This window comes from Maricaulis alexandrii (assembly GCF_005871165.1).
GTDB lineage: Bacteria > Pseudomonadota > Alphaproteobacteria > Caulobacterales > Maricaulaceae > Maricaulis > Maricaulis alexandrii.
The window spans coordinates 339,505-365,637 of the sequence record NZ_SWKP01000008.1; the positions used below are offsets into that span (position 1 = coordinate 339,505).

General features: G+C 62.8%; 26 protein-coding genes and 1 tRNA gene. 11 read left to right on the top strand and 16 right to left on the bottom strand.

Annotated elements, in window-relative coordinates:
- Positions 1-20: 20 nt before the first annotated feature.
- The 7 genes from FCS99_RS12685 to FCS99_RS12715 all read right to left on the bottom strand — a co-directional run bounded on the left by FCS99_RS12685 (position 21) and on the right by FCS99_RS12715 (position 5,606).
- Positions 21-596 (bottom strand): hypothetical protein, encoded by a 576-nt coding sequence (locus FCS99_RS12685; protein WP_138513110.1) that lies wholly within the window; start codon positions 594-596, stop codon positions 21-23.
- 3 nt (positions 597-599) lie between these two features.
- Positions 600-1,874, bottom strand: a complete 1,275-nt coding sequence (locus FCS99_RS12690) for an O-antigen ligase family protein (protein WP_138513112.1) — start codon at positions 1,872-1,874, stop codon at positions 600-602.
- A gap of 12 nt (positions 1,875-1,886) precedes the next feature.
- Positions 1,887-2,456, bottom strand: coding sequence for a polysaccharide biosynthesis/export family protein (locus FCS99_RS12695; RefSeq protein ID WP_233352812.1), 570 nt, complete (start codon positions 2,454-2,456; stop codon positions 1,887-1,889).
- Positions 2,457-2,586: 130 nt separating this feature from the next.
- A complete protein-coding gene (locus FCS99_RS12700) occupies positions 2,587-3,339 on the bottom strand; it encodes a transglutaminase-like cysteine peptidase (protein ID WP_138513115.1) in 753 nt (250 codons plus the stop codon).
- Between the two features lie 205 nt (positions 3,340-3,544).
- On the bottom strand, positions 3,545-4,303 hold the full coding sequence (locus FCS99_RS12705) for a metallophosphoesterase family protein (protein WP_138513117.1): 759 nt from the start codon (positions 4,301-4,303) through the stop codon (positions 3,545-3,547).
- Positions 4,304-4,447: 144 nt separating this feature from the next.
- Positions 4,448-4,723 (bottom strand): hypothetical protein, encoded by a 276-nt coding sequence (locus tag FCS99_RS12710; protein ID WP_138513119.1) that lies wholly within the window; start codon positions 4,721-4,723, stop codon positions 4,448-4,450.
- A gap of 193 nt (positions 4,724-4,916) precedes the next feature.
- Positions 4,917-5,606, bottom strand: coding sequence for a sugar transferase (locus FCS99_RS12715; protein ID WP_233352814.1), 690 nt, complete (start codon positions 5,604-5,606; stop codon positions 4,917-4,919).
- A 370-nt stretch (positions 5,607-5,976) separates the two neighbouring features.
- On the opposite strand from FCS99_RS12715, the gene FCS99_RS12720 reads away from it, so the two are divergent.
- From FCS99_RS12720 to FCS99_RS12735, 4 genes are read left to right on the top strand one after another with little or no spacing between them, the layout of a single operon-like run.
- A complete protein-coding gene (locus tag FCS99_RS12720; protein WP_138513121.1) occupies positions 5,977-7,104 on the top strand; it encodes a polysaccharide pyruvyl transferase family protein in 1,128 nt (375 codons plus the stop codon).
- 3 nt (positions 7,105-7,107) lie between these two features.
- Positions 7,108-8,322 (top strand): glycosyltransferase family 4 protein, encoded by a 1,215-nt coding sequence (locus tag FCS99_RS12725; RefSeq protein WP_138513123.1) that lies wholly within the window; start codon positions 7,108-7,110, stop codon positions 8,320-8,322.
- Positions 8,319-9,131 carry a sulfotransferase family protein gene (locus tag FCS99_RS12730; protein WP_138513125.1) on the top strand — a complete coding sequence of 271 codons (813 nt, stop codon included), beginning with the start codon at positions 8,319-8,321 and terminating at the stop codon, positions 9,129-9,131. Before FCS99_RS12725 ends, FCS99_RS12730 begins: the two co-directional genes overlap by 4 nt.
- Complete coding sequence (locus FCS99_RS12735) at positions 9,131-10,639, top strand: O-antigen polymerase (protein WP_138513127.1); 1,509 nt, start codon at positions 9,131-9,133, stop codon at positions 10,637-10,639. The genes FCS99_RS12730 and FCS99_RS12735 overlap by 1 nt, the downstream gene beginning before the upstream one ends.
- On the opposite strand, the gene FCS99_RS12740 is transcribed toward FCS99_RS12735, so the two are convergent.
- From FCS99_RS12740 to FCS99_RS12750, 3 genes are all read right to left on the bottom strand, one after another.
- On the bottom strand, positions 10,636-12,096 hold the full coding sequence (locus FCS99_RS12740; RefSeq protein ID WP_171036368.1) for an oligosaccharide flippase family protein: 1,461 nt from the start codon (positions 12,094-12,096) through the stop codon (positions 10,636-10,638). The two genes, FCS99_RS12735 and FCS99_RS12740, sit on opposite strands and share 4 nt — an antisense overlap.
- Before the next feature lie 114 nt (positions 12,097-12,210).
- The gene (locus tag FCS99_RS12745) at positions 12,211-12,864 is read right to left on the bottom strand and encodes a hypothetical protein (RefSeq protein ID WP_138513131.1); all 654 of its coding nucleotides are present in this window, start codon (positions 12,862-12,864) and stop codon (positions 12,211-12,213) included.
- Positions 12,864-13,124: a spike base protein, RCAP_Rcc01079 family gene (locus FCS99_RS12750; RefSeq protein WP_138513133.1), complete on the bottom strand. Its 261-nt coding sequence runs from the start codon at positions 13,122-13,124 to the stop codon at positions 12,864-12,866. Before FCS99_RS12750 ends, FCS99_RS12745 begins: the two co-directional genes overlap by 1 nt.
- A gap of 184 nt (positions 13,125-13,308) precedes the next feature.
- Here FCS99_RS12750 and FCS99_RS12755 point away from each other — a divergent pair, with 184 nt between their 5' ends.
- From FCS99_RS12755 to FCS99_RS12770, 4 genes are all read left to right on the top strand, one after another.
- Positions 13,309-14,298, top strand: coding sequence for an NAD-dependent epimerase/dehydratase family protein (locus FCS99_RS12755; protein WP_138513135.1), 990 nt, complete (start codon positions 13,309-13,311; stop codon positions 14,296-14,298).
- 24 nt (positions 14,299-14,322) lie between these two features.
- Positions 14,323-15,522, top strand: a complete 1,200-nt coding sequence (locus FCS99_RS12760; RefSeq protein WP_138513137.1) for a glycosyltransferase family 4 protein — start codon at positions 14,323-14,325, stop codon at positions 15,520-15,522.
- Positions 15,519-16,475 carry a GDP-L-fucose synthase family protein gene (locus FCS99_RS12765; RefSeq protein WP_233352816.1) on the top strand — a complete coding sequence of 319 codons (957 nt, stop codon included), beginning with the start codon at positions 15,519-15,521 and terminating at the stop codon, positions 16,473-16,475. The genes FCS99_RS12760 and FCS99_RS12765 overlap by 4 nt, the downstream gene beginning before the upstream one ends.
- A 306-nt stretch (positions 16,476-16,781) precedes the next feature.
- Positions 16,782-18,977 (top strand): AGE family epimerase/isomerase, encoded by a 2,196-nt coding sequence (locus tag FCS99_RS12770; RefSeq protein WP_138513139.1) that lies wholly within the window; start codon positions 16,782-16,784, stop codon positions 18,975-18,977.
- Between the two features lie 78 nt (positions 18,978-19,055).
- Here FCS99_RS12770 and FCS99_RS12775 read toward each other — a convergent pair whose 3' ends face one another.
- A complete protein-coding gene (locus FCS99_RS12775; protein ID WP_138513141.1) occupies positions 19,056-19,781 on the bottom strand; it encodes an SDR family oxidoreductase in 726 nt (241 codons plus the stop codon).
- Positions 19,782-19,881: 100 nt separating this feature from the next.
- On the opposite strand from FCS99_RS12775, the gene FCS99_RS12780 reads away from it, so the two are divergent.
- The gene (locus tag FCS99_RS12780; RefSeq protein WP_138513143.1) at positions 19,882-20,754 is read left to right on the top strand and encodes a LysR family transcriptional regulator; all 873 of its coding nucleotides are present in this window, start codon (positions 19,882-19,884) and stop codon (positions 20,752-20,754) included.
- A gap of 283 nt (positions 20,755-21,037) precedes the next feature.
- On the opposite strand, the gene FCS99_RS12785 is transcribed toward FCS99_RS12780, so the two are convergent.
- The 5 genes from FCS99_RS12785 to FCS99_RS12805 all read right to left on the bottom strand — a co-directional run bounded on the left by FCS99_RS12785 (position 21,038) and on the right by FCS99_RS12805 (position 23,426).
- A tRNA-Arg gene (locus FCS99_RS12785) sits at positions 21,038-21,114 on the bottom strand.
- Positions 21,115-21,175: 61 nt separating this feature from the next.
- A complete protein-coding gene (locus FCS99_RS12790) occupies positions 21,176-21,559 on the bottom strand; it encodes a hypothetical protein (RefSeq protein ID WP_138513145.1) in 384 nt (127 codons plus the stop codon).
- Positions 21,556-21,843, bottom strand: coding sequence for an autorepressor SdpR family transcription factor (locus FCS99_RS12795; RefSeq protein ID WP_138513147.1), 288 nt, complete (start codon positions 21,841-21,843; stop codon positions 21,556-21,558). The genes FCS99_RS12790 and FCS99_RS12795 overlap by 4 nt, the downstream gene beginning before the upstream one ends.
- Positions 21,844-21,938: 95 nt before the next feature.
- Positions 21,939-22,328 (bottom strand): hypothetical protein, encoded by a 390-nt coding sequence (locus tag FCS99_RS12800; protein WP_138513149.1) that lies wholly within the window; start codon positions 22,326-22,328, stop codon positions 21,939-21,941.
- A 138-nt stretch (positions 22,329-22,466) separates the two neighbouring features.
- Positions 22,467-23,426 (bottom strand): ABC transporter ATP-binding protein, encoded by a 960-nt coding sequence (locus tag FCS99_RS12805; protein ID WP_138513151.1) that lies wholly within the window; start codon positions 23,424-23,426, stop codon positions 22,467-22,469.
- 92 nt (positions 23,427-23,518) lie between these two features.
- On the opposite strand from FCS99_RS12805, the gene FCS99_RS12810 reads away from it, so the two are divergent.
- Both FCS99_RS12810 and FCS99_RS12815 read left to right on the top strand, forming a co-directional pair.
- Positions 23,519-23,716 carry a zinc-finger domain-containing protein gene (locus FCS99_RS12810; RefSeq protein WP_138513153.1) on the top strand — a complete coding sequence of 66 codons (198 nt, stop codon included), beginning with the start codon at positions 23,519-23,521 and terminating at the stop codon, positions 23,714-23,716.
- A 49-nt stretch (positions 23,717-23,765) separates the two neighbouring features.
- A complete protein-coding gene (locus FCS99_RS12815) occupies positions 23,766-25,301 on the top strand; it encodes an SLC13 family permease (RefSeq protein ID WP_233352817.1) in 1,536 nt (511 codons plus the stop codon).
- Positions 25,302-26,133 lie beyond the last annotated feature (832 nt).

Here is a 26,133-nt window from a genome sequence, read left to right on the forward strand (position 1 = left end):
ACGCAACGGAATCCGGCACCTCACCCAGCGCTGCCGTCATCCAGGCTCGCCTGGATCGCAGGGGTATAGGTGCGCCGCCAGGGCGCAGGCGCCAATCGGGCCTCCCGCAACACAGGCCCTTTGAGGCTGTCTGGAAGGTCCCGCCAGTAGAATTCCGCTAACCGCAAACGCCAAAACATGAATTCTCGATCCGCGTACGGCATTCTCAGATAGGATTCCGCCAAGGCGTGCGACGCATCATCAGTCCACCCCTCGGAATTTGCTGCATGCGCGTAGGCCAGGCGCGCCCAGATTGCGCCGTCTCGATTCTCGAATTCCAAAGATCGCTGGAGCGCGAAAATCGCCAGATCAGCCCGCTCTGGCAAGGCATAAAACACCTGATCGGCCGCCTCCAGAAGCTCAGAATAGGTCAAATTTTGCAGCATTTCTTCTTCAAGTTGTTGCTGCAATGCAACATGGCTCGGTCCCGAAATTCGCGCTGCCCCCATGAAAGACAGGGTCGTGGGCGCCATCAGGACCGCCAAAAGCAGGACTGGCAGGACCATCAGCGCCCGGGAAATTTTTGCACTTGAGGATGAGGTCACACGAAACACCATCGGCTACCCTCCCCGCGGGCGCCAGAGAATGGCGCGACCGAGCCCGAGCCAGACAGCCAAGAGAGCGGACATGGCGGGGATTTCCAGGGCGTAGTCCACCATGCCGTGTCCGGCCATGAAGAGGGCCACGACCAGGACTGCCCGCAGCTGGGTGCACTGGCGGCGACGTCGGCTCAGACCACGGCGCATCCCTTCCATCATCGCCGCGAAGAAAGTGAGCATCACAGTCGTGCCGACCAGGCCTGTCTGGAGCCCCCATTGCAGGAGAACGTTATGCGCTGCGCCCTGATCCTGAAGAACCGCAGCCTGCTCCGCCGTCGCAATGACATCATTGGTGAAGGCAAAGCTCCCCAGCCCGTCTCCGAACAGGGGTTGCAGTCTGAGCGCATCCCAATAGGCGGCATAAGCGGATGTCCGATCGGCCAGATCCAGAAGGCCCGCTTCCAGCCGGCTTGCGTAGAGCGTGCCGGACATCAGGAAGACAAGACCGCTTAATCCGACGAAAACCGTGGGCACCCAAGCCTGACGGGCGCTTTTTTCGCCCGGGCGGCCGCGCCAGTGGGACAGACTGTCCCAGACCAGAAGCGCCAGGAGACCGGTCATGGCGAGACTGATACCGGCTCGCGAAGCACTCAGAAACAGATCTGTACCGCACACCAACAGCACCGAAACCGGGACCAAAAGGGATCGCGCCCGCTCGCCGAAGCGATCAGAGTTCGATGAGGCCGGAACATCCCGGCGCATGGCTTCAAGCAGGCGCGCGCCGGCGAAAATCAGAATGGCCCCATAAAAGGTCGCGGCCGTGTTCGCCGACAGGAAGGGGGCCGACAAGCGTCCTGCGTGAAAGGGCCTGGGCCGGCCCCACTGGGTCGACGGATCGATGACAAAATCAAGGAAGGCCGCCAAGCCGATCAGGCCGGCAAGGATCAGGATCAAGTCAATCAGGCGCGTGATGGCCCGGCGCGTCCGAGCCAGGCGCGGCACGGCAAACAGGAGACCGGCGGACAGGCACAAGGCCGCCATTTCCGGTGCTGCAGACGGCCATCTTTGCGTCAGGACATGAAGCAGTGCCGCTGCGGCCAGACAAAAGCCGGCCGCAAGCTCCCAGGCCGTGGGTGCAGGTCGTCCGCGCAAGACCAGGACCAGACCCAAAAGCGCCGCCGGCCAAAACAGGACCAGGCTCGCCAGCGGCTCGTCCGCGCCGTAGAGCAACAGGGCCACGGCCACCATCCAGACCGGCAGGGCCCGCCAGGTCACGGTATGGAAGGCGTCGGCCACGTCGGGATCAGTCTAGAAATACCGTTCGGCGATACGGATCGTGTCACCGGGATTGACCGGCGTGCCGGGGGTCAAACTGACCGCGACTTCATGATCGGTTCCGTCCCGCTTGATATACACAACCCGCGTATTGGCCCGGTAGGTGAAGCCGCCGGCGGTGGCCACGGCATTCATCACGGTCAATCCGTCCGTGTAGGGGTATTCACCCGCTTCCTCGACCTCGCCCAGAATATAGAAGGGCCGAAAGTTGAGCACTTCGACATTGACGCGCGGATCATTGAGATAGCCATCGGACAGTCGCAACTCGACGGAATCCTCGAATTCGGTGAGGCTGAGCCCGCCCGCATCGATCTGACCGATCAAGGGAAGACTGACCCGTCCGCTTCCGTCGACAACAAATTCGCCCGACAGGGACTCTTCATTATAGACGATCACCCGGACCTGATCGCCGGTTCCCAAACGGTATTCAGCCCTTTGCTGGATCTCTGGCTGGGCGTTGGCACCCGGGTCGGGAACCGCGCCCGTGGTCTGACAGGCGACAGCAAAAACTGCGATTGCAATCAAGATGATGAACTTGTTCACCCGATCCCCCTGACGATTGCGCGCCGACAACCTCCCGTTAGGTGTGCAGCGCAACAATTTCCACCTTGCCTGACACCGGGAAAAAATCCAACCCGGTCCCGGGGCTCGAAAGTCCGCCGAAACAGGCGGATCAGACGGAAGCCCGCGTGTCGGGGTCGCCTGTCGGCGCCGCCGGGTCATCCACCAGGCGCCAGTCGGTCAGGCTCTCCCCGGCCTGGATGGTCAGCCAGCGATAGGGCGTCTCCTGCCAGGGCAGAATCCAGGGTGTCGTATTGTCGAGCACATAATCACCCTGCTCTGTACGCACGATGAGAACAGCGTGCAGGCCGGTCTCTTCGGAATAGGCGGTGGCCAGCGCCAGTGCAGCAGGCGGGAAGCCTCGCTCGATCAGGCCCCGGCGCTTTTCCAGGGCAAAGTCCTCACAATCACCATAGCCGAGCCCGGCACGGATCGGGAACGCCCAGAATTCCTCGACCCCGTACTGTTCCAGATCAGAGCGCCAGATCAGTCTCTGATTGACCATCCGGTTGACCCGTTCGATCTCGGCGAAACGCGCGAAGGCGATGCGCGTCTCGGTGGCCGGAGCGGAAGCGCTGGCGTTCGGATACCCATCCTCAATGCGGGGTGACCGGGAGCTCACCGATTTCGCGCTACCACCTGTCGCCTCTGCGGGGGCTTCAGCCTCTCTGTCGCCCCGGTCAGGGCAGTCCAGTCCGCCATTGTCACACAATTCCAGAAGGCCGGCCGGTGCCGACGCGGCCACGCCCATGGCGAAGGGCGAGGAAGGGCCGGTGGTCGTCGCGCAGGCGCTGGCCAGCAGGGCCAGTCCCGCAGCCATCAGAACGCGGAAAGACGCAAAACGGGGAACACAAAAACCGGACAAGAACGCACCCTCCTGAAAGAGAGCGCGACACTACTGAATACTTGTTTAGATTGAGCGGAGGCGACTAGTATGTTTTTGCGATAATTTGCATAGAATTACGCAAGAAGAATTCACGATGCGTTTACTATAAGTTTCCGTGCACGAGCAGGCGTTCGGGGACTGCTCCCTTTCGCAGCAATCCAGCGCCCGCCCTGTCGGCGCACAATCAGGTCGTCAGGAAGTCGATGTCGCGCCCCCGCAAACGCACTGCAGTGAGGCGGCCCGTCAGATAGGCGCCGGTGTCCACACCAATGCGTCTTCCGTCAGATGTGGGCACGTCCTCGGGCGTATGGCCGTGAACAATGACCGCGTCGAGTGATTTGTGACTGTCCAGAAAGGCCTCACGGATCCAGAGGAATTCCTTCTCCCCCTGCTCTTCAATCGGCCGCGCCGGATCCACGCCGGCATGCACAAAGCGATAATCGCCCCGCAACTCCGTCAGGCTGAGCTGGCCCAGAAAATGTCGATGGGCGGGCATCATCCGCGCCACCAGCGAATCCCGACAGGCCGACCAAGCCGAGAGGTCTTGCGCCTCCGCACCGCGGGGCACACGCACACCATAGGAGGCCAGGGTTTCACCCCCGCCATACTGCACCCATTCGGGACCGGCAGCCGGATCGCGCAGGAAATCCAGCATGGCGGCTTCGTGATTGCCCTTCAGGAAAGTGGTCTGGAGATCGGGCCGGGTCGCCAACAGGATCAGGTCGGACAGGACGCCGGCGGAATCATCGCCCCGGTCCACATAGTCGCCGAGGAAAATGTACTCAGCGGATGCGCCATCCCGGTCATCCTCGATCTGGTCGAGTAATTTGCGAAGCAGGTCCCGTCGGCCGTGAATATCCCCGATCGCGTAGGTCAGCTGTCCGATTTCGGAGGGTTTGCGGGCCGATCGGCCCTGGACCAGGGATTTGAGCGCTTGGAACATGACCGGACTTCGCCCCTATCGTGCCAGGCTGAGGACCTGCCTGCTCAGACCATCATAAACGCGTTGCCGTGGCAAAGGCACACCATGCCACTCGGCACAGTTTGCGCGGCAGCCGGCCGGCAAACGGCCCGTCGGTCAAAGCCATCAGCCAAGGATGTGGAGCACACCATAGATCGAGACCGCCCAGAACGACCCACAACTCACAAGGCAAAAGGCTGCGGTCTGACGGAGAGTCCAGCGCTCATCGACCGGCGCGACCTCGCCCCAACGCGACGCGATCTCGCCTTGAAGGCGATGCGGCTCCGCTTCCACCGGTGCGCAGTCCTCCAGATCGGCATGAAGATGGTCCGGGCGCGAAGCAGAATTCGGGCCCTCATTCATGGCAGCAAAGTCTTCGGACTGGATCTTGGGAACCGGCATTTTCAGTCTCTCGTTCTGAGTAGCGAGACCAACAACGTTAGAGGGTAGTCCTTAAAAATCCGTCACGCCCACCCGAGAATCCGTGGCGTGCCGATGCCTGCTATAGAAGGTACCTTCAAAAGAGATAGCCGCCCTGGAATCTTCTCAGATCCCCATTTTTGCAACCAGACGATGATCGCCTTGCATCAGAAGGTCAGACGGCGCCCCGGTTGAGCAGAACAGCCGGCACGGTCAGCAGGACGATCTTGATATCCCGGCCGAGACTCCAGCGCTCGACATAATCGACATCAAGCTGGACCCGAAGATCATAGGAGGTGTCGCTGCGCCCCCCGACCTGCCAAGCCCCGGTCAGGCCGGGACGAACGGCCGCATAAGCCGAAAAAGCCGCGCCATACTTGCTGATCTCGTCTTCCACGATCGGCCGAGGACCGACGATCGACATGTCTCCTCGCAAGATGTTCACCAGCTGCGGAAGCTCGTCGAGGCTGGTCTTGCGGAGAAAACGGCCAATACCTGTAATCCGCGGGTCATTCTGGAGCTTGTGATCGCGCGCCCATTCCTTGGCGGCCTCCGGATTGGCTTCCAGGTGCGCCTTCAGTCGCTCCTGGGCATCCACGACCATGGAGCGGAACTTGTAGCACTTGAACCGGCGGCCGCGCGCACCGATGCGCTCCTGCGCGAACAGGACGGGCCCCGGATCCGTGAAGCGGATACAGAGCGCCACGACAGCCAGGAGCGGAAACAGGAAGACCAGCGCCAGACCGGACAGCACGACATCCAACGTGCGCTTGGCAACACTTTTCATGGGCGACGCTTCGCGGGCAGCCGGACGCACCGCGTCGTCGCGCTTGCCGAATGTCTCACTGCGAAACTGGCTGGTCATGACGCTCCCCCAAGCCGAAGCCGCACTAAACCTTGCGTGGTACGCTACTGCAGCATGAGGGATTTGAGAAATGATGCTTCGTGGATCATCAACCCTCATTCCGGTTTTGCCCCCAACTGTTGCTGCGTCGCAACAAATACGGTGGAATCAGCACCAAAACCGGCCCCGTCAACCCAATCATGAAAACGATTTTTCGACCGAAAATCGATTCAACAACGCATTATTATCTAACCTGTCGGGCGGAACACCTGGCAAATGGGGCATAAATTTGCATCTCGGCTCGCATCGGCAAATTGTTGTGCAACTGCGAAATAGCTGTCACAAATGGCGACAGGGGAAACCACCGAACCGGTGATGACGGGGGACAGACATGCCCCGAAAATCCAGAATGGCACTGCTCGGCTATTATGGCCGGCACAACTTTGGCGATGACCTGATGATCAACGCCTTGTGCCGTCGCTTGTGTTCTCCGGAACGGGAAGTCCGGGTGTTCACCGGCGATCCCTACCTGACGGACATTCTTCCCGCGGACGTCTCGGTTCGACCCCGGAGCCCTTGGCAGCTGCTCACCGCGCTCGTCTGGTGCGACACATTCATCATGGCGGGCGGCACCATTTTTCACGATTCCTACAAGGCCGAGATCCGCAGAAACTATGTGAAGCATCTTTGGGCCTATGCGCTCTTGTTGGGCCTAGCCCGTCTTCTGGGCAAGACGGTCCGCATGATCGGCGTCGGCATCGGGCCGCTTTCGACCCGGGCAGCCCGCGCACCCAGCCGTCTCGCCCTGCGCACTGCCGCCAGCCTGCATGTCCGCGACACTTCCAGCGCCGAAGAAGTCCAGCGGCTTCTGCCGCGTTCGACCGCCCCGGTCCTGGTTGGCCAGGATCTGGCTTTTCTCGCCCGTGATCATTTGAACCGGGTCGGCCAAGCCGTGCAGCCGGAAAACCGGCTCGGACTGTCCATTCTCGACATGTCACAATTCCTCGACGATGCGTCGGCCAACCAGTTCTGGACCGGACTGGCCGAGGCCATATCCGATGCGATGGACACCGATCCATCCCTCCAATTGACGCTCTTCTGCTACTGGACCGCGCCGGGGCGCCCGAATGACTTCGATCCGGCGCAGGCTTTCCTGGACATGTTGGCACCGGACTGCCGGGACCGGGTCCATCTCGCTGCCTATGACGGTGACATCGAGCCCATTATCGAGGAGACCGCCCGCTGCCGGGGCATTGTCGCCACCCGCTTCCATGCGGCCGTCGTCAGCTGGCTGGTCGGGCGCCCGACCGCCGTGGTCTGCTACAACAGGAAGGTTCGCGATTTTGCCGATCAGGTGAACCTGCCGGAGGCTTGGCGGTTTGCCGGTGACCAGCCGCTGGACGCCGACGCCGTGCGACACGCCCTCAAAGGGCTCTTGTCGCCCGCTCCTGCTGCGCTCGACACAGGCACCGACGGCACAATGACCGACCGGCTCGACGACGCCCTGGGAGTGGCTTGAGCCATGGCGCGCGGCTCGACCTCTGCCCTGCAGACCGTGCTGGCCCCGCTACCGGCACCCGCCTGGGGCGGGCTGCATGCTGTCATTGCGTCCATTCACCCCGCTGTTCGTGATCGGGGCTTTAATCTCTGCCCGGTTGTGCCGACCGGTGACCTTCTCGAACGCTTTTCCGACCTGGGCGTGGATGCCATCGGCCTGGACCAGTCACGCATCCGGCGCAGTCTCAATCCGGCGCATCACTGGCGTTTTCTGAACGGGTTGTTCCGAGACCCGCAGGCCCTGGCGGCCCTGGCCCGAGCCCATCAGGCCAAGGTTTTCCAGCTGGCCGGACTGCAGCATGTACAGGGAGCGCTCGCCAGCCGACAGGCCGGCACGGCACTGGTCTGGCAGATCCACAGCGATATCCTGCCAGCACCGGCCCGCCGGATCCTGACACCATATGCCCGCCGGGCCAGCGACGTCATCATGGTCAACGGTCCGCAAGTCCGTCAGGCCTTTCCCGGTGTTGCCCGGTTCGATGCAGACCGGGTCGTCGAATTTCGCGCCCCGATCAACACGGCCCGCTTCACCTTCGATGCGGAAAGCCGCGCATCTGCCCGCCAACGATTGGGAATCGCAGCGGACGAAATCGTCATTGGCACGATCGGCAACCAGACGCACCAGAAGGCCCATGACCGGATTGTGGATCTGGCGGACGACCTGCCGGACCGGGAGCAGACCCGTTTCGTCATTCTGGGCGGCGCGGTGGACTCGAACCGGACGTATTACCGGGAAAGCGTGCTCGACCCGGCCCGGGACAGAGGCCTGCTCGACAGCCGGCGCCTCCAGATCATCGATGCCGGATCCCGGGTCGCAGACTATCTGCCCGCCTTCGATCTTTTCGTGATGCCCTCACGGGCCGAAGGCATTCCCGTGGCCCTGCTGGAAGCGATGGCCAGCGGCCTGCCGGTCGTCATGACCGATGTCGGATCGGTGCGGGAGGCCGTTCTGGACGGCGAGAACGGGTTTCTGGTGAAGGCCGAGCCTTTTGAACGGAACCGATTTGCCCGGAGCGTGAGCCAGCTGGTTAAGGACCCGGACCTGCGCGCCCGAATGGGGCGCCGGTCACGCGAAATCGCCCAGTCCCGCTTCTCCGCCGAGACCGTCGCAGAGGCCCATGTCGCGGCCTACTGGAAAGCCCTGGCCCACAAAGCCGGCCAATCGGAGGCCCCTGAATGAGCCCGTCCCGTCTGCCGACCTTCCTGATCATCGGTGCCATGAAAGCCGGAACCACGACCCTGTTCGACGATCTGGCGGGTGTGCCCGGCATTGCCATGTCGTCCCACAAGGAACCCAACACGCTGGTCCGCTTCGACAGGGCGGAGGATGTCGAAGCCGATTACCGGACCCTGTTTGCCCGTGCCCGGGAGGGTGACCAGCGTGGGGAAGCCTCGACGGCCTACACCAAACGCCCGACCCATGACGGCGTCGCCGAGCGCGCGCGCCGCCTGCTCGGGCCGGACCTGAAACTCATCTATATTCGCCGCGATCCTCTGGACCGCCTGCTCAGCCAGTATCGATATGAAGCGCCGATGGGCATGTGCGGACCGGAAGGGATCGACACGGTTCTCAGAACCGATCCGCGCTTTGTCGACTACAGCGATTACGACATGCAGGAAGCCGCCTGGATGGAGCATTTTGATGCCGCCCAGCTGCTCCGTCTGGAGTTTGCCGAATACATTGCGGACCGGGTGGGAACGGTAAAGCAGGTTTGCGATTTCCTCGGCGTTCCCTGTCCCGCTGACCATGCGATCCGGTCGGGCGCGTCCAATGCGTCCTCCGGACGGCGCATGCAGACCGGTCTGGCTGGCCGTTTCGCCCGCTCCCACCTCTATACCCGTCACATCAAGCCCCACCTTCCGGCCGGGCTGAGAGAGATGCTGAAACGCCTCGCGCCCAAGGCCCCTGACAGTTTCGAGACCGCGTCCGAGGAAACCCTCGACTGGCTGCGGCAGGAATTGGCCACGCGCCGGAACGAGACCGCCTGATGGCCGATGCGACCATCCACCCGGCCGCAAGCCCGCCTGCCCTCCCATCCGCCGGCAAAGCGCCCGGCTGGCTGTCGATCTATGTTCGTCCCTTTGCCCTCACCGTGATCCTGCTGTCAGCCGTTTGCTGTCTGATCGGAGCGGCAGCGCGCCCGGACCCGGGCTGGGCCCTGACCGGGCTGATCAATTTCCTGACCATGGGGGTGCTCGTGTTCGGCCTGATCCGGTCGCGCTACCCGTCCCTGGTCTCGCCGATCGCCCTGATGATCCTGGTCATGCTGGTCTCGACGCCGGCCCGGTACCTTTACTTTTCACTCTCCGATCCGGCCTGGGACATCAAATGGTTCCTGGCGGGGCGCGACGGGACCTTCTTCGTCGCCGGTGCCTTGTTGATGCTGATCTTCTCAATAGCTTTCGTGACAGCCTATCGATTGCGCCTTCGCGTGCCGGACCTGTCGGCGCTGAAAGTCTTCGACCGGGCGCCGAGTGTGGTGATCCTGACGGCCGTCCTGCCCCTGATCGGCATCGCCCTGTTCGGCCTCGTCATGTACATGACCCGCACGGGCGGCAGTTTCGCCGATCTGCTGACCTTCCAGCCCCAGCGCCGCGCGGTCCTGGAAGGCGCCACCCGGCTGTCCTTCGGCCAGTATCTGGAGATTGCCGAATGGCTGTTTCCGATCGGCATCCTGCTGATCGGGATTTCCATCCGGCAACAGAGGCTGACCCGCCCCCTCCTCCTCGCGACCGGGCTGGGCCTGGTCCTGTTCTATGCCATGTTCAAATTCAATGTGGCCGTCCGCGGCGACATCATGCTCGCTTTGATCATTCTGGGCATGGTTGGCTTCCTGCGTTCGCGGCGCGTTCCCAAGGCTGCTCTGGTGGGCGGTGCGGTGATCGTGGCTGCCGCCTTCACGGCGATCACGAGCGGGCGCTATGAGCACAATGCCAATTATGCCGCCATGGCGCGGGACGAACCGGTCATGGTGATGATGGATGGCGCATTCGGGGCCTTCAATCTGGGCGGTTTCATCGCCTCTTCGCAGACGATCGACGCCATTCCGGAGCGACTGGACTACCAGTATGGCGCGACCCTTCTGGAGCCGTTCTGGGTCATCATTCCGCGCACGATATGGCCGACCAAGCCCCGCACGATCGGCATGCACCTCCTGGAGGCCTTCCAGGGTACCGAGGTCATGCTGGCACGCCGGGGTGGCGGCAATTCCGCCGGGCTGGCGGCGGAGGGCTTCATCAATTTCGGCTGGTTCGGCGTGCCGCTGGTCGGCTTCTTCTTCGGCCTGATGATGAACCTGTTCTACACGACCCTGGTGCGCGGCATGCTCGAGAATGGCGCGGCGTGCGCCATCTATGCCTACGCCACGGTGATCATGGTCTATGACGGGTTCGGCTATAATTTTGCCAAGGGCTTCATCGAGCTGATGGTGAAGGGAGCCTGTCTCGCCCTGGCTTGGGGTGTGGTGATGATCGGCATGCGACTGGCCCGGCGCTAGGCCAGAAAACGCCGCAAGCGCGCCGGCAGAAAGTCGAGCGCCATGGCATAGACATCCGGAAACAATCGGGCCGAGACAAAGCGCGTCACCAGTGCATACATGCCCGCGCCCAGTGCGATGGCCACCGCCAGGGACAGCCAGGCTGGCCAGTCCGCCTGGATGCGCAAAAGCCCCACCACGCCGCCATACATGATCAAGGCGGGCACCAGAGCGAGAGCATAACTGCGTGCCAGGCGCGAGACAGACACGCCCAGCTGAACCGAGGCCAGCCAGGCCGACAGGGGCAAGGTAAAGACCGCCCGCAGGGCAAAGCCCGCCGAAGCCGCCCACAGTCCGAAGCTCGATCCGGCAAGGATCAGGAGCAGGCCGGCTACCAGATTGGTCAGGGACAGCAGCGAGGCCGTCATCGCCCGGCCCTGGGCAATCAGGACCGGCTCCAGCGTCGAAGCGGGGATGAAGGCCAGTATCCCGAAACACAGGAGCGGGGCTGTCAGCCCCGCCTGCACCCAGGCTGGCCCCAACAGGATAGGCAGCAGGTCCGGTGCGATTGCCGCCGCACCGAAAAATGCCGGCAAGGCGATCAGGGCCAGAAGCGCAACCGCATCCGGATAGCGGTCAGCGGCCCGTTCCGGAGCCCGGGCAAAAGCCGGCAGGATCATCTGGACAACCGGAGCACACAGAGTCTGGATCAGGAATTGATAGATTTGGGTCGCGACGCGGAAATAACCGGCCGCCGCCGTGCCCAGAACGCCTCCCACGATCATCAGGGAGAGATGCACGAAACTGCCGCCCAGGGTCGCCGTCATCATGACCGGCAGGGCGATGCGCGACAGGCGAACCGCCGCGGGCGCTGAAAAGGCAAAACCCGGCCACCAGCGCGACAGCAACAGGATTCCCGCAGCGATCAGGGCTGATTCCAGGACCCGGTTGATGACAAAGGCCCAAGCGCCCCAGCCAGCGAGCGCGGCTGCGATACCGGCGATGGCCGCCAGAACAGAAGCCACCGACTGGACGAGGGTAAGGCTCTTCTGTTCGAAGCGGCGCTCGATCCGGCCCTCGGACACAGCAGAAATGCCTGTGAAGAAGGGAATGCTCGCACAGGCCACCAGCAAGACCGCCAGATCGTCCTGGCCGGAAATCGCGCCGGCGGCGAGGCCGGCCAGGACGACTATGCCCCCGATTGCCAGCCCGAGTCCCGCATTCAGCCACCAGGCCGTGGCGTCTACCAGGCGGTCCGCTTCGGCATGCTGGATGACAGCATCCCGGAACCCCCGATAGACCAGCGGACGCACCGCATAGCCGACCGCCGCCGCGATCGATCCGAGCCCAAACTCCTGAGGTGCCAGCAGGGCGGCCATCACAAAGAAGGCCAGCGTATTGGCGCCCTGGCGGCCCGCGAAACGCAGAAAGAGCCAGAAACTGCCCTGCAACGTCGCCTGTTTCAGATTGCCGGCCAAACCACACCCCCGTGCCGAGCGGCTCGGAAGGGAGCCGGTCACGGGCCGGCATCAGGACCGGCCCGTGACCTCAAAACCGTAGTCGAGCGCTTGCTGCGCCGCAACACGCTTGCATCAAGGCCCATCCGGGTTGGTCGACGGTACCGCAAGACCCGCCCAGACGGTCAGGCGATGCACAACACCCTTGAGCGGCAGGGTGGCGTTGAAGCCGCCGATCTCGAGAACCGTCAGTGCCGACCATGGCGGCATTGCCACGGCATTGTCCGTCACAGGCAGATGGCTGTGCCGCTCCAGGTAGGCGATGTCAGGCCGGACACCCAGCATGGCGTGATAACGGCTGTTGGCGGGCTGAGCGATGGTCCGCGTGAAGACCTCCTGCCCGCTCACCGTCATCCTCGACGCCAGGCCTGTCCGGGTCGTCAGCAAGGCCAGACGGTCGGCCAGACTGCCGGCGTGAAGAATGGCCAAATACCCCGGGTCACTGGCACCCAGTTCCTCGGTCAGTTCAACGCGCACGGCATAGGCCGTCCGCGCGTCCGACAAGCCAGGCAAATCATCAAAAACCCAAGCCTGACTGCCATCGCAGATGAGGCCCTCGGCATCAAGAACCGGCGCCCCGCCCGCCCAGGCCGTCACGTCCTCGACCCGGGACCGGACCCTGCCATCCCAATAGCGCCCGTGTTCGAAGTCCAGGTCGAACCGAGCCCCGACGGTCACCCAGGACGGCCGTGGATCCGGGCGTCCCAGACCGATTCCCAATTCCGGCATCAGGCCAACCCCACCAGACCATCCGCATTCGTCCCCGTGGCCCGGATGCGGCGCGCCCGGATCGCATACTGGATTCCCGGCAAAAGCCCGGGCAGCACGACCTCGTCACCTGCCTCCGTGACCACTGAAACATCGCCGGCAATCGCGACCATGAGACCGCGTATGGGCCGGACGAGGTCAGTCTGATCATCCGGAAGAATGGAGAAGGCCCGTAGCGGCGGACTGGTCAGCCCGCTCGCCAAATGTCGATCAGCCGTCATGTGTTTCTCCTTTTTTTCGCAACCGCAAAACCGCACAAACCCGTGCAGCAATGAGAGAAATTCTAAGACCAGCCTAAGGAATGAGGGATAAGGGGCGCGTTTTGGGCCCGAATTCTGTTGACGGCCATGCTGCAGCGCATCATTCTATTTTTACGTGCAGTCACTGGATCGGGGGATCGGTGAAATGGCCAAGACAGCTTTGGTATGTGGCGCCGGGGGATTCATTGGTGGCCACCTAGTCAAACGACTGAAACAAGAGGGCTTCTGGGTCCGTGGCGTTGACCTCAAATTCAACGAACACGCCGAAACCGAGGCCGATGATTTCGTCATCGGAGACTTGCGCGACCAACTTGTGGTTCGCGATGTCATCGACCGGAAATTCGACGAGGTTTACCAGCTGGCCGCAGACATGGGCGGTGCCGGATATATCTTCACCGGCGAGAATGACGCCGACATCATGCACAACTCGGCGACGATCAATCTGAACGTCCTCGACGCCTGCTACAAGCGCAACAACAAGCGGGTCTTCTACTCCTCGTCGGCCTGCATGTATCCCGAACACAACCAGCTCGATCCGGACAATCCCAATTGCGCCGAAGACAGCGCCTATCCGGCCAATCCGGACAGCGAATACGGCTGGGAGAAACTGTTCTCCGAACGTCTTTTCCTTGCCTACAACCGCAATTTCGGCATGCAAAACCGTGTGGCGCGATACCACAATATTTTCGGGCCGGAGGGCACCTGGCAGGGCGGCAAGGAAAAGGCCCCGGCGGCCATGTGCCGCAAAGTGGCCCTGGCCAGCCCCGGCGAAATGATCGAGGTCTGGGGAGACGGGCTGCAAACCCGGTCCTTCCTCTATGTCGATGAGTGCGTGGAAGGCACGATCCGACTATTGCGCTCGGATTTTGAAGGCCCGGTGAATATCGGATCCGAGGAGATGGTCACGATCAACGGCCTGGCCGAAATGGTGATCGATATCGCCGGCAAGGATACCCGCATCAACAACATTCCCGGCCCGCTGGGTGTGCGCGGTCGCAATTCCGACAACCGTTTGATCCAGGAGAAGCTGGGTTGGGCCCCGTCGCAATCCCTGCGCGCCGGCATGGAAAAGACCTATGACTGGATTTCCGGTGAAATCCAGCGCCTCCACAATCAGCGCGCGGCCGCTGAATAGGATCCGCCGGATGGGGGTTGGCGGATGAAAATCCTGCTGCACGACTATGCCGGGCATCCGTTTCAGGCCGAATTGAGCCGACGCCTGGCAAGCCGGGGTCATGATGTCATCCACGCCTTTTTCGCCGGTGATGCCGGGCCGAAAGGGCGGATGACCCGTCAACCGCACGATCCGGCCGGGCTGGAATTTGCCGCGGTCGAGACCGGAACCGGATACTCCAAGACCAATTTCATCAAACGCCGGGCCGGTGACATTGCCTACGGTCAGGCGATTGCTGCCCTGATCGAGCGCGAACGCCCTGATATCGTGCTGTCAGGGAACACCCCCACCGAGGCCCAGGAGCCACTCTTGAAGGCGTGCCGCAGGGCCGGGGCTGCCTTCGTCTTCTGGTGCCAGGATTTCTATTCGATCGCGGCGGCGCGCCTGTTGCAGAAGAAGCTGCCCGGTCCGGGGCACATGGTCGGGGCCTGGTACAAATTTCTTGACCGGCGCCAGATGCAGGCGGCCGATCATATCATCCTGATTACCGATGCTTTCCGCACCCAGACGGATGCTTGGGGCATCCCGCAAGACCGGATATCCGTCATTCCCAACTGGGGCGCGATCGATGAGATCCCCCTTGGCGAGAAAGACAATCCCTGGGCCCGCGAACATGATCTGACCGGCCAGAAGACCTGCCTCTACACCGGCACTCTGGCACTGAAGCATGACCCCCGCTTGCTTGAAGCGATCGCCCGCTCCGGCTTGGCCGAAATGGTGGTCGTCGCCTTCGGGGTGGGCCAGGAAGCCCTGGCCAAGGCCAAGACAGCGGGCGGACTGGACCATTTGCACTTACTGCCCCTTCAACCCTTCGAACGCTTTTCAGAAGTGCTGGCTTCAGCCGACGTGCTGACGGCTGTCATCGAGGAAGAAGCGGGCGAGTTTTCGGTCCCATCCAAGGTCCTGTCCTATCTGTGTGCCGGCCGGCCCATCATCCTGTCGGCGCCCCCCGACAATCTGGCCGCCCGCATTCTCAAGGAGAGCGGGGCCGGCACCGTGGTGTCTCCGGGCGATCTCGACGGATTTGTCGCCGCCGCGAAAACCTATCTGGAAGAACCCGCCAAGGCGGCGACAGCCGGACAGGCCGGGCGCGCCTATGCGGAGGCGAATTTCGATCTGGACCGGGTAGCCGACCGGTTTGAGAGCGTCATTGGCAAGGCGTTGTCCCAGCAGGCTGTACGGTGAGTCCGGAACCGGACTTTTGCCTGGACGGCAAACGGATCTGGGTCGCCGGGCACACGGGCATGCTGGGCTCGGCTCTGGTCCGGGAACTCGACCGCCGCGGTTGCCGGGATCTGGTGGGTGCCGACCGGAAGAGCCTCGATCTGCGCGACCCTGACGCCACGACGGACTGGGCCAAACGCGCCCGGCCAGAAATTGTCTTCCTGCCCGCCGGCACGATTGGAGGCATTCTGGCCAACAAGACCCGGCCAGCCGAATTCATGCGCGACAACATGATGATCGCCGTCAATGTGATCGAAGCCGCGCGCCAGGTCGGCGTTGAGAAACTCCTCTATGTCGCCTCGTCGGCGGTCTACCCGGTCTCGGCCTCCCAGCCCCTGCGGGAGGTCAGCCTGATGTCCGGCCCCCTGGAAGAGGCCCATGAAGGCTATTCCATGGCCAAGCTGACCGGCATCAAGCTGTGCGAGACCTATCGCCGCCAGTACAAGTCCAACTATATCGCGGCCCTGCCGACCAATCTCTATGGGCCCGGCGATCGCTATGACCTGGAGAACTCTCATGTCATTCCGGCCCTGATCCGGAAGGCCGACGAGGCCCGCCGCAAAGGGGACGCCGACCTGCATGTCTGGGGCAGCGGTCAGGCCCGGCGGGATTTCCTGCATGTCGATGATTGCGCCCACGCCCTGTGTCATCTGATGGAGCACTATTCCGGTGCCACGCCGGTTAATGTGGGCAGCGGTCAGGACCTGACCATCGCCGACCTCGCCCGCACCATCATGCGCGTGGTCGGATTGTCCGGCGAATTGCAGTTTGATCCGGCCCGGCCTGATGGGGCACCACGGCGCCAGCTGGACACATCCATCCTGGATGGGCTGGGTTGGAGGGCGCGAATTCCGCTGGAGTCGGGATTGGCCGACGCCTATGCCGATTTCTGCGTCCGGCGGGATATGCAATAAGCCCCTGATCCGGCCTGTGATTTGCATGACATCGGTCAGCAGGCCTCCCCTCGCCTCGCTCCGGTCGTATTGGCATTGTTCGCAACTGCAATATGTGCTTTCGTGCTTGTCAGGCAAGGCCTGCACGCGCAGGGAGACGAACGGAGGGGGAGCCGTTTTGTGGATCCCTGTCACCCTGTGTGACACGGGCAGGTTTTGTAGCGATCGGGGACAGTCAAATCTCTGCGAAAGCGTACCGGTTTATAAACCCGTTTCGGGTTTAGACTTGGCTGAGCGGATTTGAATGGCGCGAATGAGGGGGACGATATGGTGATCAGACCGATCATCCTGGCCGGAGGAAGCGGGACACGATTGTGGCCGCTATCGTCCGCCTTGCGCCCCAAGCAGTTCCAGGCCCTGACGGGACAGGCTCCCATGCTGAAGGAGACCCTCGCGCGGGTCGGCCCCGAAGCGTCGGGCACCTTGCCCGACGGGTTCGCCTTCGGTGACCCGCTGGTGATCGGATCCCTCAAGCATCGCAATCTGATCGAGAGCCTCCTGCCTGATTGCGCCGCCATTCTGGAACCCTTTGGCCGCAATTCGGCCCCGGCGGCCGCAGCAGCCGCTCTTTCCGTGGCACCGGATGACCTCATCCTTCTGCTGCCGTCCGACCATCACATAAAGGACATCAAAGCCTTCCACGCTGCGATCGGGGAAGCCGCCCTGGCCGCAGAGCGCGGCCTGGTCCTGACCTTCGGGGTTGAACCTGACCATCCGGCGACCGGCTATGGCTATATCGAAAGCGCCTCCGATGCCGGGACTGTTCGCGAGGTTCGGCAATTCGTGGAGAAGCCGGACGCAGAGACCGCGCAATCCTATCTGGATACGGGCCGCTACTACTGGAATGCCGGCATCTTCCTGGCGCGGGCCGATACCGTGCTGGACGCGCTGAATTCTTTCGCGCCGGACATTCCGCGGGCCGTGGAAAAGGCTCTTTCAGGCCAGAGTGGACAGACCCGCATTCTCGACCCGGACGCCTTTGCCCAATCGCCCTCCATCTCCATCGACTACGCCGTGATGGAGCCGCTCAGCCGCAAACAGGGCGTGAAGGTGGTACCGGTGGATATGGGCTGGAGTGACCTCGGAGATTACAAGGCCCTGCTGGAAAACCTCGCCGAACCGGGGGCGAGTGCGGCCAGCGGCCCGGTCCTGTCCCGGTCGAACACAAATACGCTGATCCGCTCCGACGGTGCCTTCATCACGGCACTGGGCGTTGAAAACCTTGCCATTATTGCCCAGGGCCGCAACCTGCTCGTGGCCGACCTCTCCTGTGCCCAAGAGGTCAAGCTGGGGGCTGCCGCGTCCGAGCATTTTGGGGTCGGCCATCTTCTGCCGCCCGAGATCGGAGAGCGGGTCCGGGACTGGCTGTTCACCGAACTCATGCCCTTCTGGGCCGAGCATGCCTGGGACGCGGAGAATGGCGGCTTCCGGGAAGCCCTGTCCCTCACAGATCCGGTTGAAGAAACACATGATTATCGTCGCACCCGGGTTCAGGCACGACAGATTTATGCCTTCGCCCATGCCAAGATCCTGGGCTGGGACGGCCCCGCCGACGACCTGATGGCAAAAGGCTTGTCCTACCTGTTCGAACAGGCCTGGCAGGGCGGAAAGGGTTTTGCCCATCGCCTTGATCAAAAAGGCACAATTCTGGACGATCGGCTGGACACCTATGACCATGCCTTCGTCATGACAGCCTGCGCCTGGGCGCATCGGGCCGGAATGGGTGGCGATCTGGAAGCCTGGGCCCGCAAGACCGTGGCCGTCCTGGACGCCAACATGGCCCGGCCGAAAGGCGGATTTGGCGGCGGATACTGGGATGACAATACCGGCCGGAATGCGCTGCGGGCCAATCCGCACATGCATTTGCTGGAAGCCTTCCTGGCGCTCTACGAGGCCTTCGGCACACCGGACTGGCTGGACCGTGCCCTGGGGATTGTCACCCTGTTCGAGCGCTACATGTTCGATCCCCAGGATGATTGCGTGATCGAGCATTTCAACAAGGACTGGCAACCGCACCCGGACAAGGGCGGCCGGATCGAACCAGGCCATGCCTATGAATGGGCAACCCTTTTGGCGAAATTCGAAATGCTGTCCGGCCGCGACCTGGCCAGCTGGCGCCGCCGCCTGATCGCCGGGGCCGACACGCATGGCCGCTGCGACGATACTGGGTTTGCCTGCAATTGTGTGGCACCGGACGGCACTCCGATCGATGCCGGCCGCCGCCTCTGGCCCCAGACCGAAATGCTCCGCGCCCGGCTGAGCACGCCCAATGCGACCAGCCTCACCGACGTGGAAAGCCTGGTGGACAAGCTCTTCCAATCCTATCTCACGGATGGCGGCCCGGGACGCTGGATGGACAGTTATGACGCGGCCGGAAACCCCGATGCCAAGGACGTCCCCGCCAGCATCCTTTATCACATCTTCTCCAGCCTCTCGATGATCGTGGATGGTCGGAGGGCGTAATTTAGCCTGAGCTAATCCGAGCCCGAGACACACTGGGAACCCTTGGGAAATCGAGGGAAGACATTGCCCCTTGGCTTTCTACTGTACTGAAGCCGTCGGACGGATAGTGATTTCTGTTGTGTCAACGGTCGCCGGCGCTTCAATCAATTGTCGGACCGCGCGGGCAATGTCAGCTGGGCGCAATGCGATAGCGCGATAGTCGTCGATGAACGCCTTGGTTTCGGCGTGCGTGATGCCTGACGCCAGCTCGCTTTCCACAACGCCGGGATTCACACAGGTGACCCTGACCGCGCTGCTTTCCTGCCGAAGACCATCCGAGATCGCGCGTACGGCAAACTTCGTGCCGCAATACACGGCGGCCGTCGGGACCGATTGCAAAGCCCCGACAGAACCAATGTTGATGATCTGCCCGGATCCTTGCGCTTCCATCGCCGGAAGAACGGCCCCGATTCCCCAGAGAACACCCTTGATATTCACATCCACCATGCGATCCCACTCGTCATGCTCGCCCGCCGCCAGTGGTGACAGCGGCATGACGCCCGCATTATTGACCAGCACATCGACCCGACCCCACAAGGCCATCGCCTGCTTGGCGAAGGACTGAACGCTTAGGCGATCCACGACGTCCAGCGCAGCGGTCTCAACCACCGCGCCCTCGGCACGCAGCTCGTCCGCGAGCGCCCCCAAACGGTCTGTGCGTCGTGCCCCCAGCAGGAGTTTGGCATCGGGCATGAGCGCCAATTCACGTGCGATACCCGCACCAATTCCGCTGGATGCTCCAGTGATGAGGATCACCTTGGTCATGATTGGCTCCTATTGAGTTTGACTTCAGCCATGAATGGACCCCGGTTATTGTTTCCGGTACCCCGCCAGTCCTGAACTAAGTGGTTAGCAAAACTCGACAATGGATCTTAATCTTATCCCGCTGCTGATCGCCGTGGCCGAAGAGCGGAACTTTCGCGCAGCTGCAGATAGACTCGGAGTGACACGCTCTGCTGTCAGCCAGGGCGTCAGGCGATTGGAAGACGCGCTTGGCCAGCAGCTGGTGATGCGCACCACGCGCTCGGTGCGGCTGACGGAGGCCGGTTCACGGCTGGTAGAAAGTGTGCGCGGCCCGCTTCAGTCTGTGCAAGATGCGCTTGAAGCACGTGACGAGGTCCCCCGGGGCAGGCTGCGGTTGGCGGTGGCCTCGATTGCCGAGCCCTTTCTGGCCGGTCCGCTATTGGCACGGTTCGCGGAGCAACATCCCGAAGTGACAATCGACGTGACCGTCACGGATGATGAATTCGACATAGTCGCACATGGCTTTGACGCCGGCGTCAGGCTCGGCGAAGTCATTGAGCAGGACATGATCGCGGTGCCAGTCGGTGGCCCACAGCGTGAGATCGCTGCCGCATCGCCTGGCTACCTCACCAGCTCCGGGACTCCCAAGCACCCAAGCGACCTGCTGAAACATCGATGCATCGGCTGGCGACCTGCACCGGAAACGGCGCCGTGGCGGTGGGAGTTTTCGGATGCGGGTCAGCCCTTCAATGTTGCCGTCGAACCGCAGGTTACCACCAACGACTTGCGCCTTATGCTGCGCGTCGCCATAGCCAATGGCGGCATCACATTTGGTCCGTGGGAGTGTTTCGAGGAATTCTTCGCGCAAGGCAGCCTGGTTCCGCTCCTTGAAGAATACTTGCCACCTTTCGCGGGCTTTTATCTCTATTTCCCTCAGCGCTTACACATGGCGCCGAAGCTTCGTGCCCTCGTTGACCACGTGCGGAAGTGGTGACCAAATTGTTCGGAGACAAGCGGTTCCGCTGAACTTGTTTCTTCAGGGATCCAGACGTCCTGACTCCAACAAGCTCGAAGCTCCGGATTGAACGGCGCATCTCACCCGGACGCTGTCCGAACACTGGAAAGAGTTGGGTGTTGCGTTCGATCGAAGCGAGAATGGCCCGCCCGGCGGCACCAGACCCAACCCCCCCAGCCTTGCGCCCGTCCCAGAGAGTATCGGCTCCGTCACCGAATGCGGCAACAGGCTCGGGTCGAGCGGAGCGGGAAGAAGGGAATAATGGCGCACCCATCAGGATTCGAACCTGAGACCTCTGCCTTCGGAGGGCAGCGCTCTATCCAGCTGAGCTATGGGTGCGTTTCAGGGCGAGGCTTACCCGATGCAGGGGCGGGGCGCAATTGGGTTGCGCTTTGTTGTTTCAGCAGGCCGCGCCGGTGCCCTTGAACAGGGCGCGAGCGGCGATCAGGACGAAGCCGGCCACAATGACGGCGATCGCGATCCAGGCGGCAAGGCCGATCGGGGCGAACAGCCAGACGAGGCTGTGGCCGAGCCCGGCCAGCACCATGGTCCGGGCGAAGAAGCGCTTGAAGGCCGCCTGACCCGGTTTGGCCGCTTCCCCTGGCAGGCGTTTGGCGACCGGGTTGGAGAAGACGGCCACGGTCAGCCCGGCGATGATGCCCATGACCCGGTCCGGCATGTCATCCGGGATCCATCCCTGATCATTCGCCGCCGTGGCCGCGAGCGCCGCCAGGATGATGAGGACAGCATAGCCGATGGCGAAGCCGAGATTGCGGGTGATCATTGGGGATCTCCTTTGGGAGTGTCGGATCCGAGGCCGAACAGGCCGGCAAAGCCGAGCAGGGCTTCTTCCAGGACGGACACGTTGAGATGATAGATGAGCGACTTTCCCTGGCGCTCCGTGGTCACCAGACCGGCTTCGCGCAGCACGGCGAAATGCGCGGACATGGTGGGTTTGGAGACCGGAAACCCATCCGCCAGCTCGCCAGCGGATTTCGGACCGGCCTTGAGGCGTTCGAGAACCTGACGGCGGGTCGGGTCGGCCAGGGCTTTGAAGACATCACTCATGATTAGACAATTAGCTAGTTATCGAATTGTCGTCAAGAAAAAGAGGCCCGTCCAAATCGAGCGGGCCTCATGCAGAGCGTCGAACGCCCGTGGGATCAGGCAAATGAGCCGTCTTCCATCCCGTCGCCATCGGCATCATCCATGTCGCCGGAATTGCGCCGGCCACCCAGATCATCCCCGGTCTCATCATCCCGGCGGCGACGGCCACCGCGTTGATGCTCGGCATAGCCGGTCAGGCCGACCCCCCAATCCCGGTCATAACCATCGACCCCGCGATTGCGGAAGCGCAGTTTGGGGCCCGGTTTGAGGATCCAAGCATGGACCCAGAGCGCGGCCAGGGCCGAAACCAGGATCAGACCCGCCGCGAAACCGGCACCGATCTGCCCCTGGGGCTGGAGGAAAATGCCGAAGAACCAGGCGAGGGCGAGGAAAAGCGGCACCGAGACCATGAAAGCGAATGCTCGCCGGACCGGATGTGCACGCATGATACCCTCCCTTTCTTCAGTGCGGATAAGTCCGCTGTGCATCCCCCTGGATGCACACGCAGACTGCGGTCCAATCGTGCCGGAAAAAGGGCAGGTTGCAGGGGACATGTCCCGGCCCTGTCCCGCTAGCGCAAAAGGTCAGGCCGGTTCACGATTATAGGTCAGGGCCAGGAAGACATCTTCCAGATCGGCTTCCTCGGTGCGCAGATCATCGATGCGGTTCCCGGAGGCCCGGAATTTCTCGATCATCTCGGCCACGGACTGCTCGCCATAGCGATAGGTGATGGCCAGGGCCCCGCCCGGACGGATCTCCGCATCATAACCGGCCAGCTCGGCCGGGACCTCGGTCAGGCTTTCGACCGGTTCGATCACCAGCGTCTTGGAATCCATCCGCTTGAGCAGGGTTTCCTTGGGCTCGCAGGCGATCACCTCACCTTGGTCGACAATGGCGATCTCGTCGCAGAGTTCCTGGGCTTCCTCGAGATAGTGCGTGGTGAGCACGATCGTCGTACCGCGATCATGCAGTTCGCGCACATAGTCCCAGAGCTGGCGGCGCAGTTCGATATCGACCCCGGCCGTCGGCTCATCGAGCACCAGGACAGGCGGCGCATGGACCATGGCCTTGGCGACCAGGAGGCGCCGCTTCATGCCACCGGACAATTGACGGACATAGGCATCGCGCTTGTCGGACAGGCCGACCGCCTCAAGCAATTCATCCGTGCGGCGCTCGGATTTGGGGACGCCGTAGAAGCCGGCCATGAGTTCCAGGGTCTCATAGGGCGTGAAGAACACGTCCATATTGATTTCCTGCGGCACGACCCCGATCGCGGCGCGGGCGGCGCGGCTGTCCTGGTCGATATCGATGCCCCAGGTCCGCGCCGTTCCGGAGGTCTTGTTCACCAGGCCGGCAAAGATGTTGATGAAGGTCGACTTGCCCGCCCCGTTGGGACCGAGAAGGCCGAAAATGGAACCGCGCGGCACGCGCAGGTCCACGCCCTTGAGGGCTTCCTTGGGCGGCGCCGAGCCGGACCCGCGATAGGTCTTCTTCAGACCGATGGCTTCAAGGGCGTATTCGGGAAGGTTTGAACTGTCGGACATGTCGCCTCGGAATTGACGTCAACGGGTCAACCGCCATAACTAGGCAGTATACCTAGGGATCGTCTCATCATCTGTCCATGAGGGCACCGACAATGGCCAATGCATCCATCCCGGTTCCGCCGCCGGAAGTGATCGTCACCGAAGACCACCGCATCGCCTGTGATGGCGGTGGCGGCGCGCTGGGCCATCCCCGGGTTTACCTGGAAATGGGCGAAGACGACTTCGTCGAGTGCGGCTATTGCGACCGCCGGTTCGTGAAAAAAGGCTCTTCGGAAGACCCGAACGCCTGATCACAGACCTGCCGACCTTGGCCGCCGCAAGACGACTGGGGAGGCGTCTTTGGGCCTGACACGAAGCCAGACCATGGGTCTGTGGACCGGCCTAGCGCTGGCCATCCTGCTGCAATTCCTGCCCGTGCCGGACGGGCTGAGCCGCGAAGCCTGGCTGCTGGCCTCGCTGGGCGTGCTGATGGCTGCCTGGTGGGCGACGGAAGCCATTCCGATTGCCGCCACAGCGCTGATCCCGATGGCGGTCTTCCCGCTGCTGGGCATCACCTCGACGTCCGCAGCCACTGCGCCCTATGCCAGCCCGATCGTCATGCTCCTGCTGGGCGGCTTCATTGTCGCCCTCTCCATCGAGCGCTGGAATCTGCACACGCGGATCGCGCTGACCATTGTCTCCAAGTTCGGCGGCGGACCGGCCGCCCTGGTCGGCGGCTTCATGCTGGCCTCGGCCCTGTTGTCCATGTGGATCTCCAACACGGCGACCACACTGATGATGATCCCGATCGCCCTCAAGGTCGCCGAAGAAGTCGAACGCGAGGGCAAGACGTCGAAATTCTTCGCCCCGGCCCTCGCCCTGGGTGTGGCCTATGCGGCCTCGATCGGCGGCATGGCGACGCCGGTGGGCACGCCGACCAATCTGATCGGCATCGGCTATCTGCAAAACGAGTTCGACCGCACGATCGATTTTGCCAGCTGGATGGGACTGGGTCTGCCCGCCGTCATCCTGATCATCCCGGCCGGCTGGTTCGTCCTGACGCGCTGGGCCTTCCCGCTGAAGGGCAAGGGTGAGAGCGAGGCCGCCGAAGCCTTGGTGGACGAGGAATTGGCGGGGCTCGGCCGGATGACCACGCCGGAAAAGCGCGTTGCCATCCTGTTCGGCGTCGTGGCCTTGTTGTGGATGGGTGCGAAACTTCCCTCCTTCCTGATCGGCTGGATTCCCGGCGTGCCCGGCGGCGAATGGTTCTGGGGCTGGAATCCGATGCTCGCCTGGATCGGTGAACAGCTGGACCTGCCCATCACGCTGAGCTTGGGCAATACGCAGATCGCCGTCATGGGGGCGCTGGCAACTTTTCTGGTCCCGGCCGGCAATCGCAAGGATGGCCGGGGCGAAGCCCTGATGAATTGGGAAGCGCTGAGCCGCCTGCCCTGGAATGTCGTCATCCTGTTCGGCGGCGGCCTGTCGCTCGCCGCGGCCCTCGGCTCGACTGGCCTGGATGAATGGCTGGGCGGCCAACTCGAATTCCTCGCCGATTTCCCGGTCCCTCTTCTCATTCTGATTACCGTGACCGTCGTGGTCTTCCTGACCGAACTGACCTCCAATGTCGCCACCACAACCGCCTTCCTGCCCGTGCTGGGCGTGATCGCCATCGAGGCGGGCGTGCCGCCGGACCAGCTCGTGGTCCCGGTCGCGATCGCCGCCTCCACCGCCTTCATGCTGCCCGTCGCCACCGCCCCGAACGCGATCGTCTATGCCTCCGGCGCGGTCACCCAGGGCCAGATGATCAAGGCCGGTTTCCGGATCAATCTGGCAGCCATCGTCGCGATTACGCTTGTGGGGATTGCCGCCAGTCAGCTGGGCTTTGGCAGCTAGCCGCGCCGAGAGCGCCACGGCGTTTCCGCCTGGCGGTATGAGAGGTGTGCGGGAGACCTGACGGGTCGGATTTTGCTATGAGTGTGAGTGACCTGACCGGTCTCCCGCACGCGGAGATTTGACCGTCTTCCCTTGCGGGCGACGCACCGAAACCGCCTGGGTGCCAGCACGGTCGTGACCTTGTGCCGTGTGGCCCGGGCGATGGCCCTGCCGGAGCTTGGGATGTCACCCCCTCGCGCGGACAGGCTCCGCACACTTCCGGGCACAAGGGACTGAGCTCGCGCCTCTCTTCCCGGAAGTCGAGGAAAGTCTCTCACAGGTTTTCAGGGTGGGGATAAGTTTGGCTGGTTCAGCACGCCCTCTCCCTGGGGAGAGGGTGGCGCGCATGCGCCGGGATAGGGGGAAATCCCGGTGTTTAAAGGTAGTCTCGAAGACCCCGCCATCCCCCCTCATCCGCCGCTTCGCGGCACCTTCTCCCCGGGGAGAAGGAGGGGGTTGAGGCTGGCACGATCCACGCCCGCCTGAGGCGGGCGCCCCCTTCGGCCCGAAGCGCTGCTTCGGTCCACTTCCCCCGCTGCGCGGGGGCAGAAAAAATACTCCCTCTCCCTGGGGAGAGGGTGGCGCGCATGCGCCGGGAGAGGGGAAAATCCCGGTGGTTGCAGGCAATCGCGAAGACCTCGCCGGCCCCCTCATCCGCCCTTTCAGGGCACCTTGTATGTGAGTTGGGTGCTAGATTGGGCTGTCTTCCGGGACAGCCTGTCTGGCGCACCACCGCCAGACAGGCTTGGCGTCGGACGGGTCGTGGGCACCTTGGGCTTTTGAGCCCGTGGAG

Excerpts from the sequence above, each read along its gene's own strand:
- FCS99_RS12780 (WP_138513143.1), top strand. The coding sequence starts at position 19,882 with ATGGATCTTAATCTTATCCCGCTGCTGATCGCCGTGGCCGAAGAGCGG.
- FCS99_RS12750 (WP_138513133.1), bottom strand. The coding sequence starts at position 13,124 with ATGACGGCTGATCGACATTTGGCGAGCGGGCTGACCAGTCCGCCGCTA.
- FCS99_RS12810 (WP_138513153.1), top strand. The coding sequence starts at position 23,519 with ATGGCCAATGCATCCATCCCGGTTCCGCCGCCGGAAGTGATCGTCACC.
- FCS99_RS12705 (WP_138513117.1), bottom strand. The coding sequence starts at position 4,303 with ATGTTCCAAGCGCTCAAATCCCTGGTCCAGGGCCGATCGGCCCGCAAA.
- FCS99_RS12685 (WP_138513110.1), bottom strand. The coding sequence starts at position 596 with ATGGTGTTTCGTGTGACCTCATCCTCAAGTGCAAAAATTTCCCGGGCG.
- FCS99_RS12805 (WP_138513151.1), bottom strand. The coding sequence starts at position 23,426 with ATGTCCGACAGTTCAAACCTTCCCGAATACGCCCTTGAAGCCATCGGT.
- FCS99_RS12745 (WP_138513131.1), bottom strand. The coding sequence starts at position 12,864 with ATGCCGGAATTGGGAATCGGTCTGGGACGCCCGGATCCACGGCCGTCC.
- FCS99_RS12720 (WP_138513121.1), top strand. The coding sequence starts at position 5,977 with ATGCCCCGAAAATCCAGAATGGCACTGCTCGGCTATTATGGCCGGCAC.
- FCS99_RS12795 (WP_138513147.1), bottom strand. The coding sequence starts at position 21,843 with ATGAGTGATGTCTTCAAAGCCCTGGCCGACCCGACCCGCCGTCAGGTT.
- FCS99_RS12755 (WP_138513135.1), top strand. The coding sequence starts at position 13,309 with ATGGCCAAGACAGCTTTGGTATGTGGCGCCGGGGGATTCATTGGTGGC.
- FCS99_RS12730 (WP_138513125.1), top strand. The coding sequence starts at position 8,319 with ATGAGCCCGTCCCGTCTGCCGACCTTCCTGATCATCGGTGCCATGAAA.
- FCS99_RS12800 (WP_138513149.1), bottom strand. The coding sequence starts at position 22,328 with ATGCGTGCACATCCGGTCCGGCGAGCATTCGCTTTCATGGTCTCGGTG.
- FCS99_RS12725 (WP_138513123.1), top strand. The coding sequence starts at position 7,108 with ATGGCGCGCGGCTCGACCTCTGCCCTGCAGACCGTGCTGGCCCCGCTA.
- FCS99_RS12775 (WP_138513141.1), bottom strand. The coding sequence starts at position 19,781 with ATGACCAAGGTGATCCTCATCACTGGAGCATCCAGCGGAATTGGTGCG.
- FCS99_RS12710 (WP_138513119.1), bottom strand. The coding sequence starts at position 4,723 with ATGCCGGTTCCCAAGATCCAGTCCGAAGACTTTGCTGCCATGAATGAG.
- FCS99_RS12770 (WP_138513139.1), top strand. The coding sequence starts at position 16,782 with ATGGTGATCAGACCGATCATCCTGGCCGGAGGAAGCGGGACACGATTG.
- FCS99_RS12715 (WP_233352814.1), bottom strand. The coding sequence starts at position 5,606 with ATGACCAGCCAGTTTCGCAGTGAGACATTCGGCAAGCGCGACGACGCG.
- FCS99_RS12790 (WP_138513145.1), bottom strand. The coding sequence starts at position 21,559 with ATGATCACCCGCAATCTCGGCTTCGCCATCGGCTATGCTGTCCTCATC.
- FCS99_RS12760 (WP_138513137.1), top strand. The coding sequence starts at position 14,323 with ATGAAAATCCTGCTGCACGACTATGCCGGGCATCCGTTTCAGGCCGAA.
- FCS99_RS12735 (WP_138513127.1), top strand. The coding sequence starts at position 9,131 with ATGGCCGATGCGACCATCCACCCGGCCGCAAGCCCGCCTGCCCTCCCA.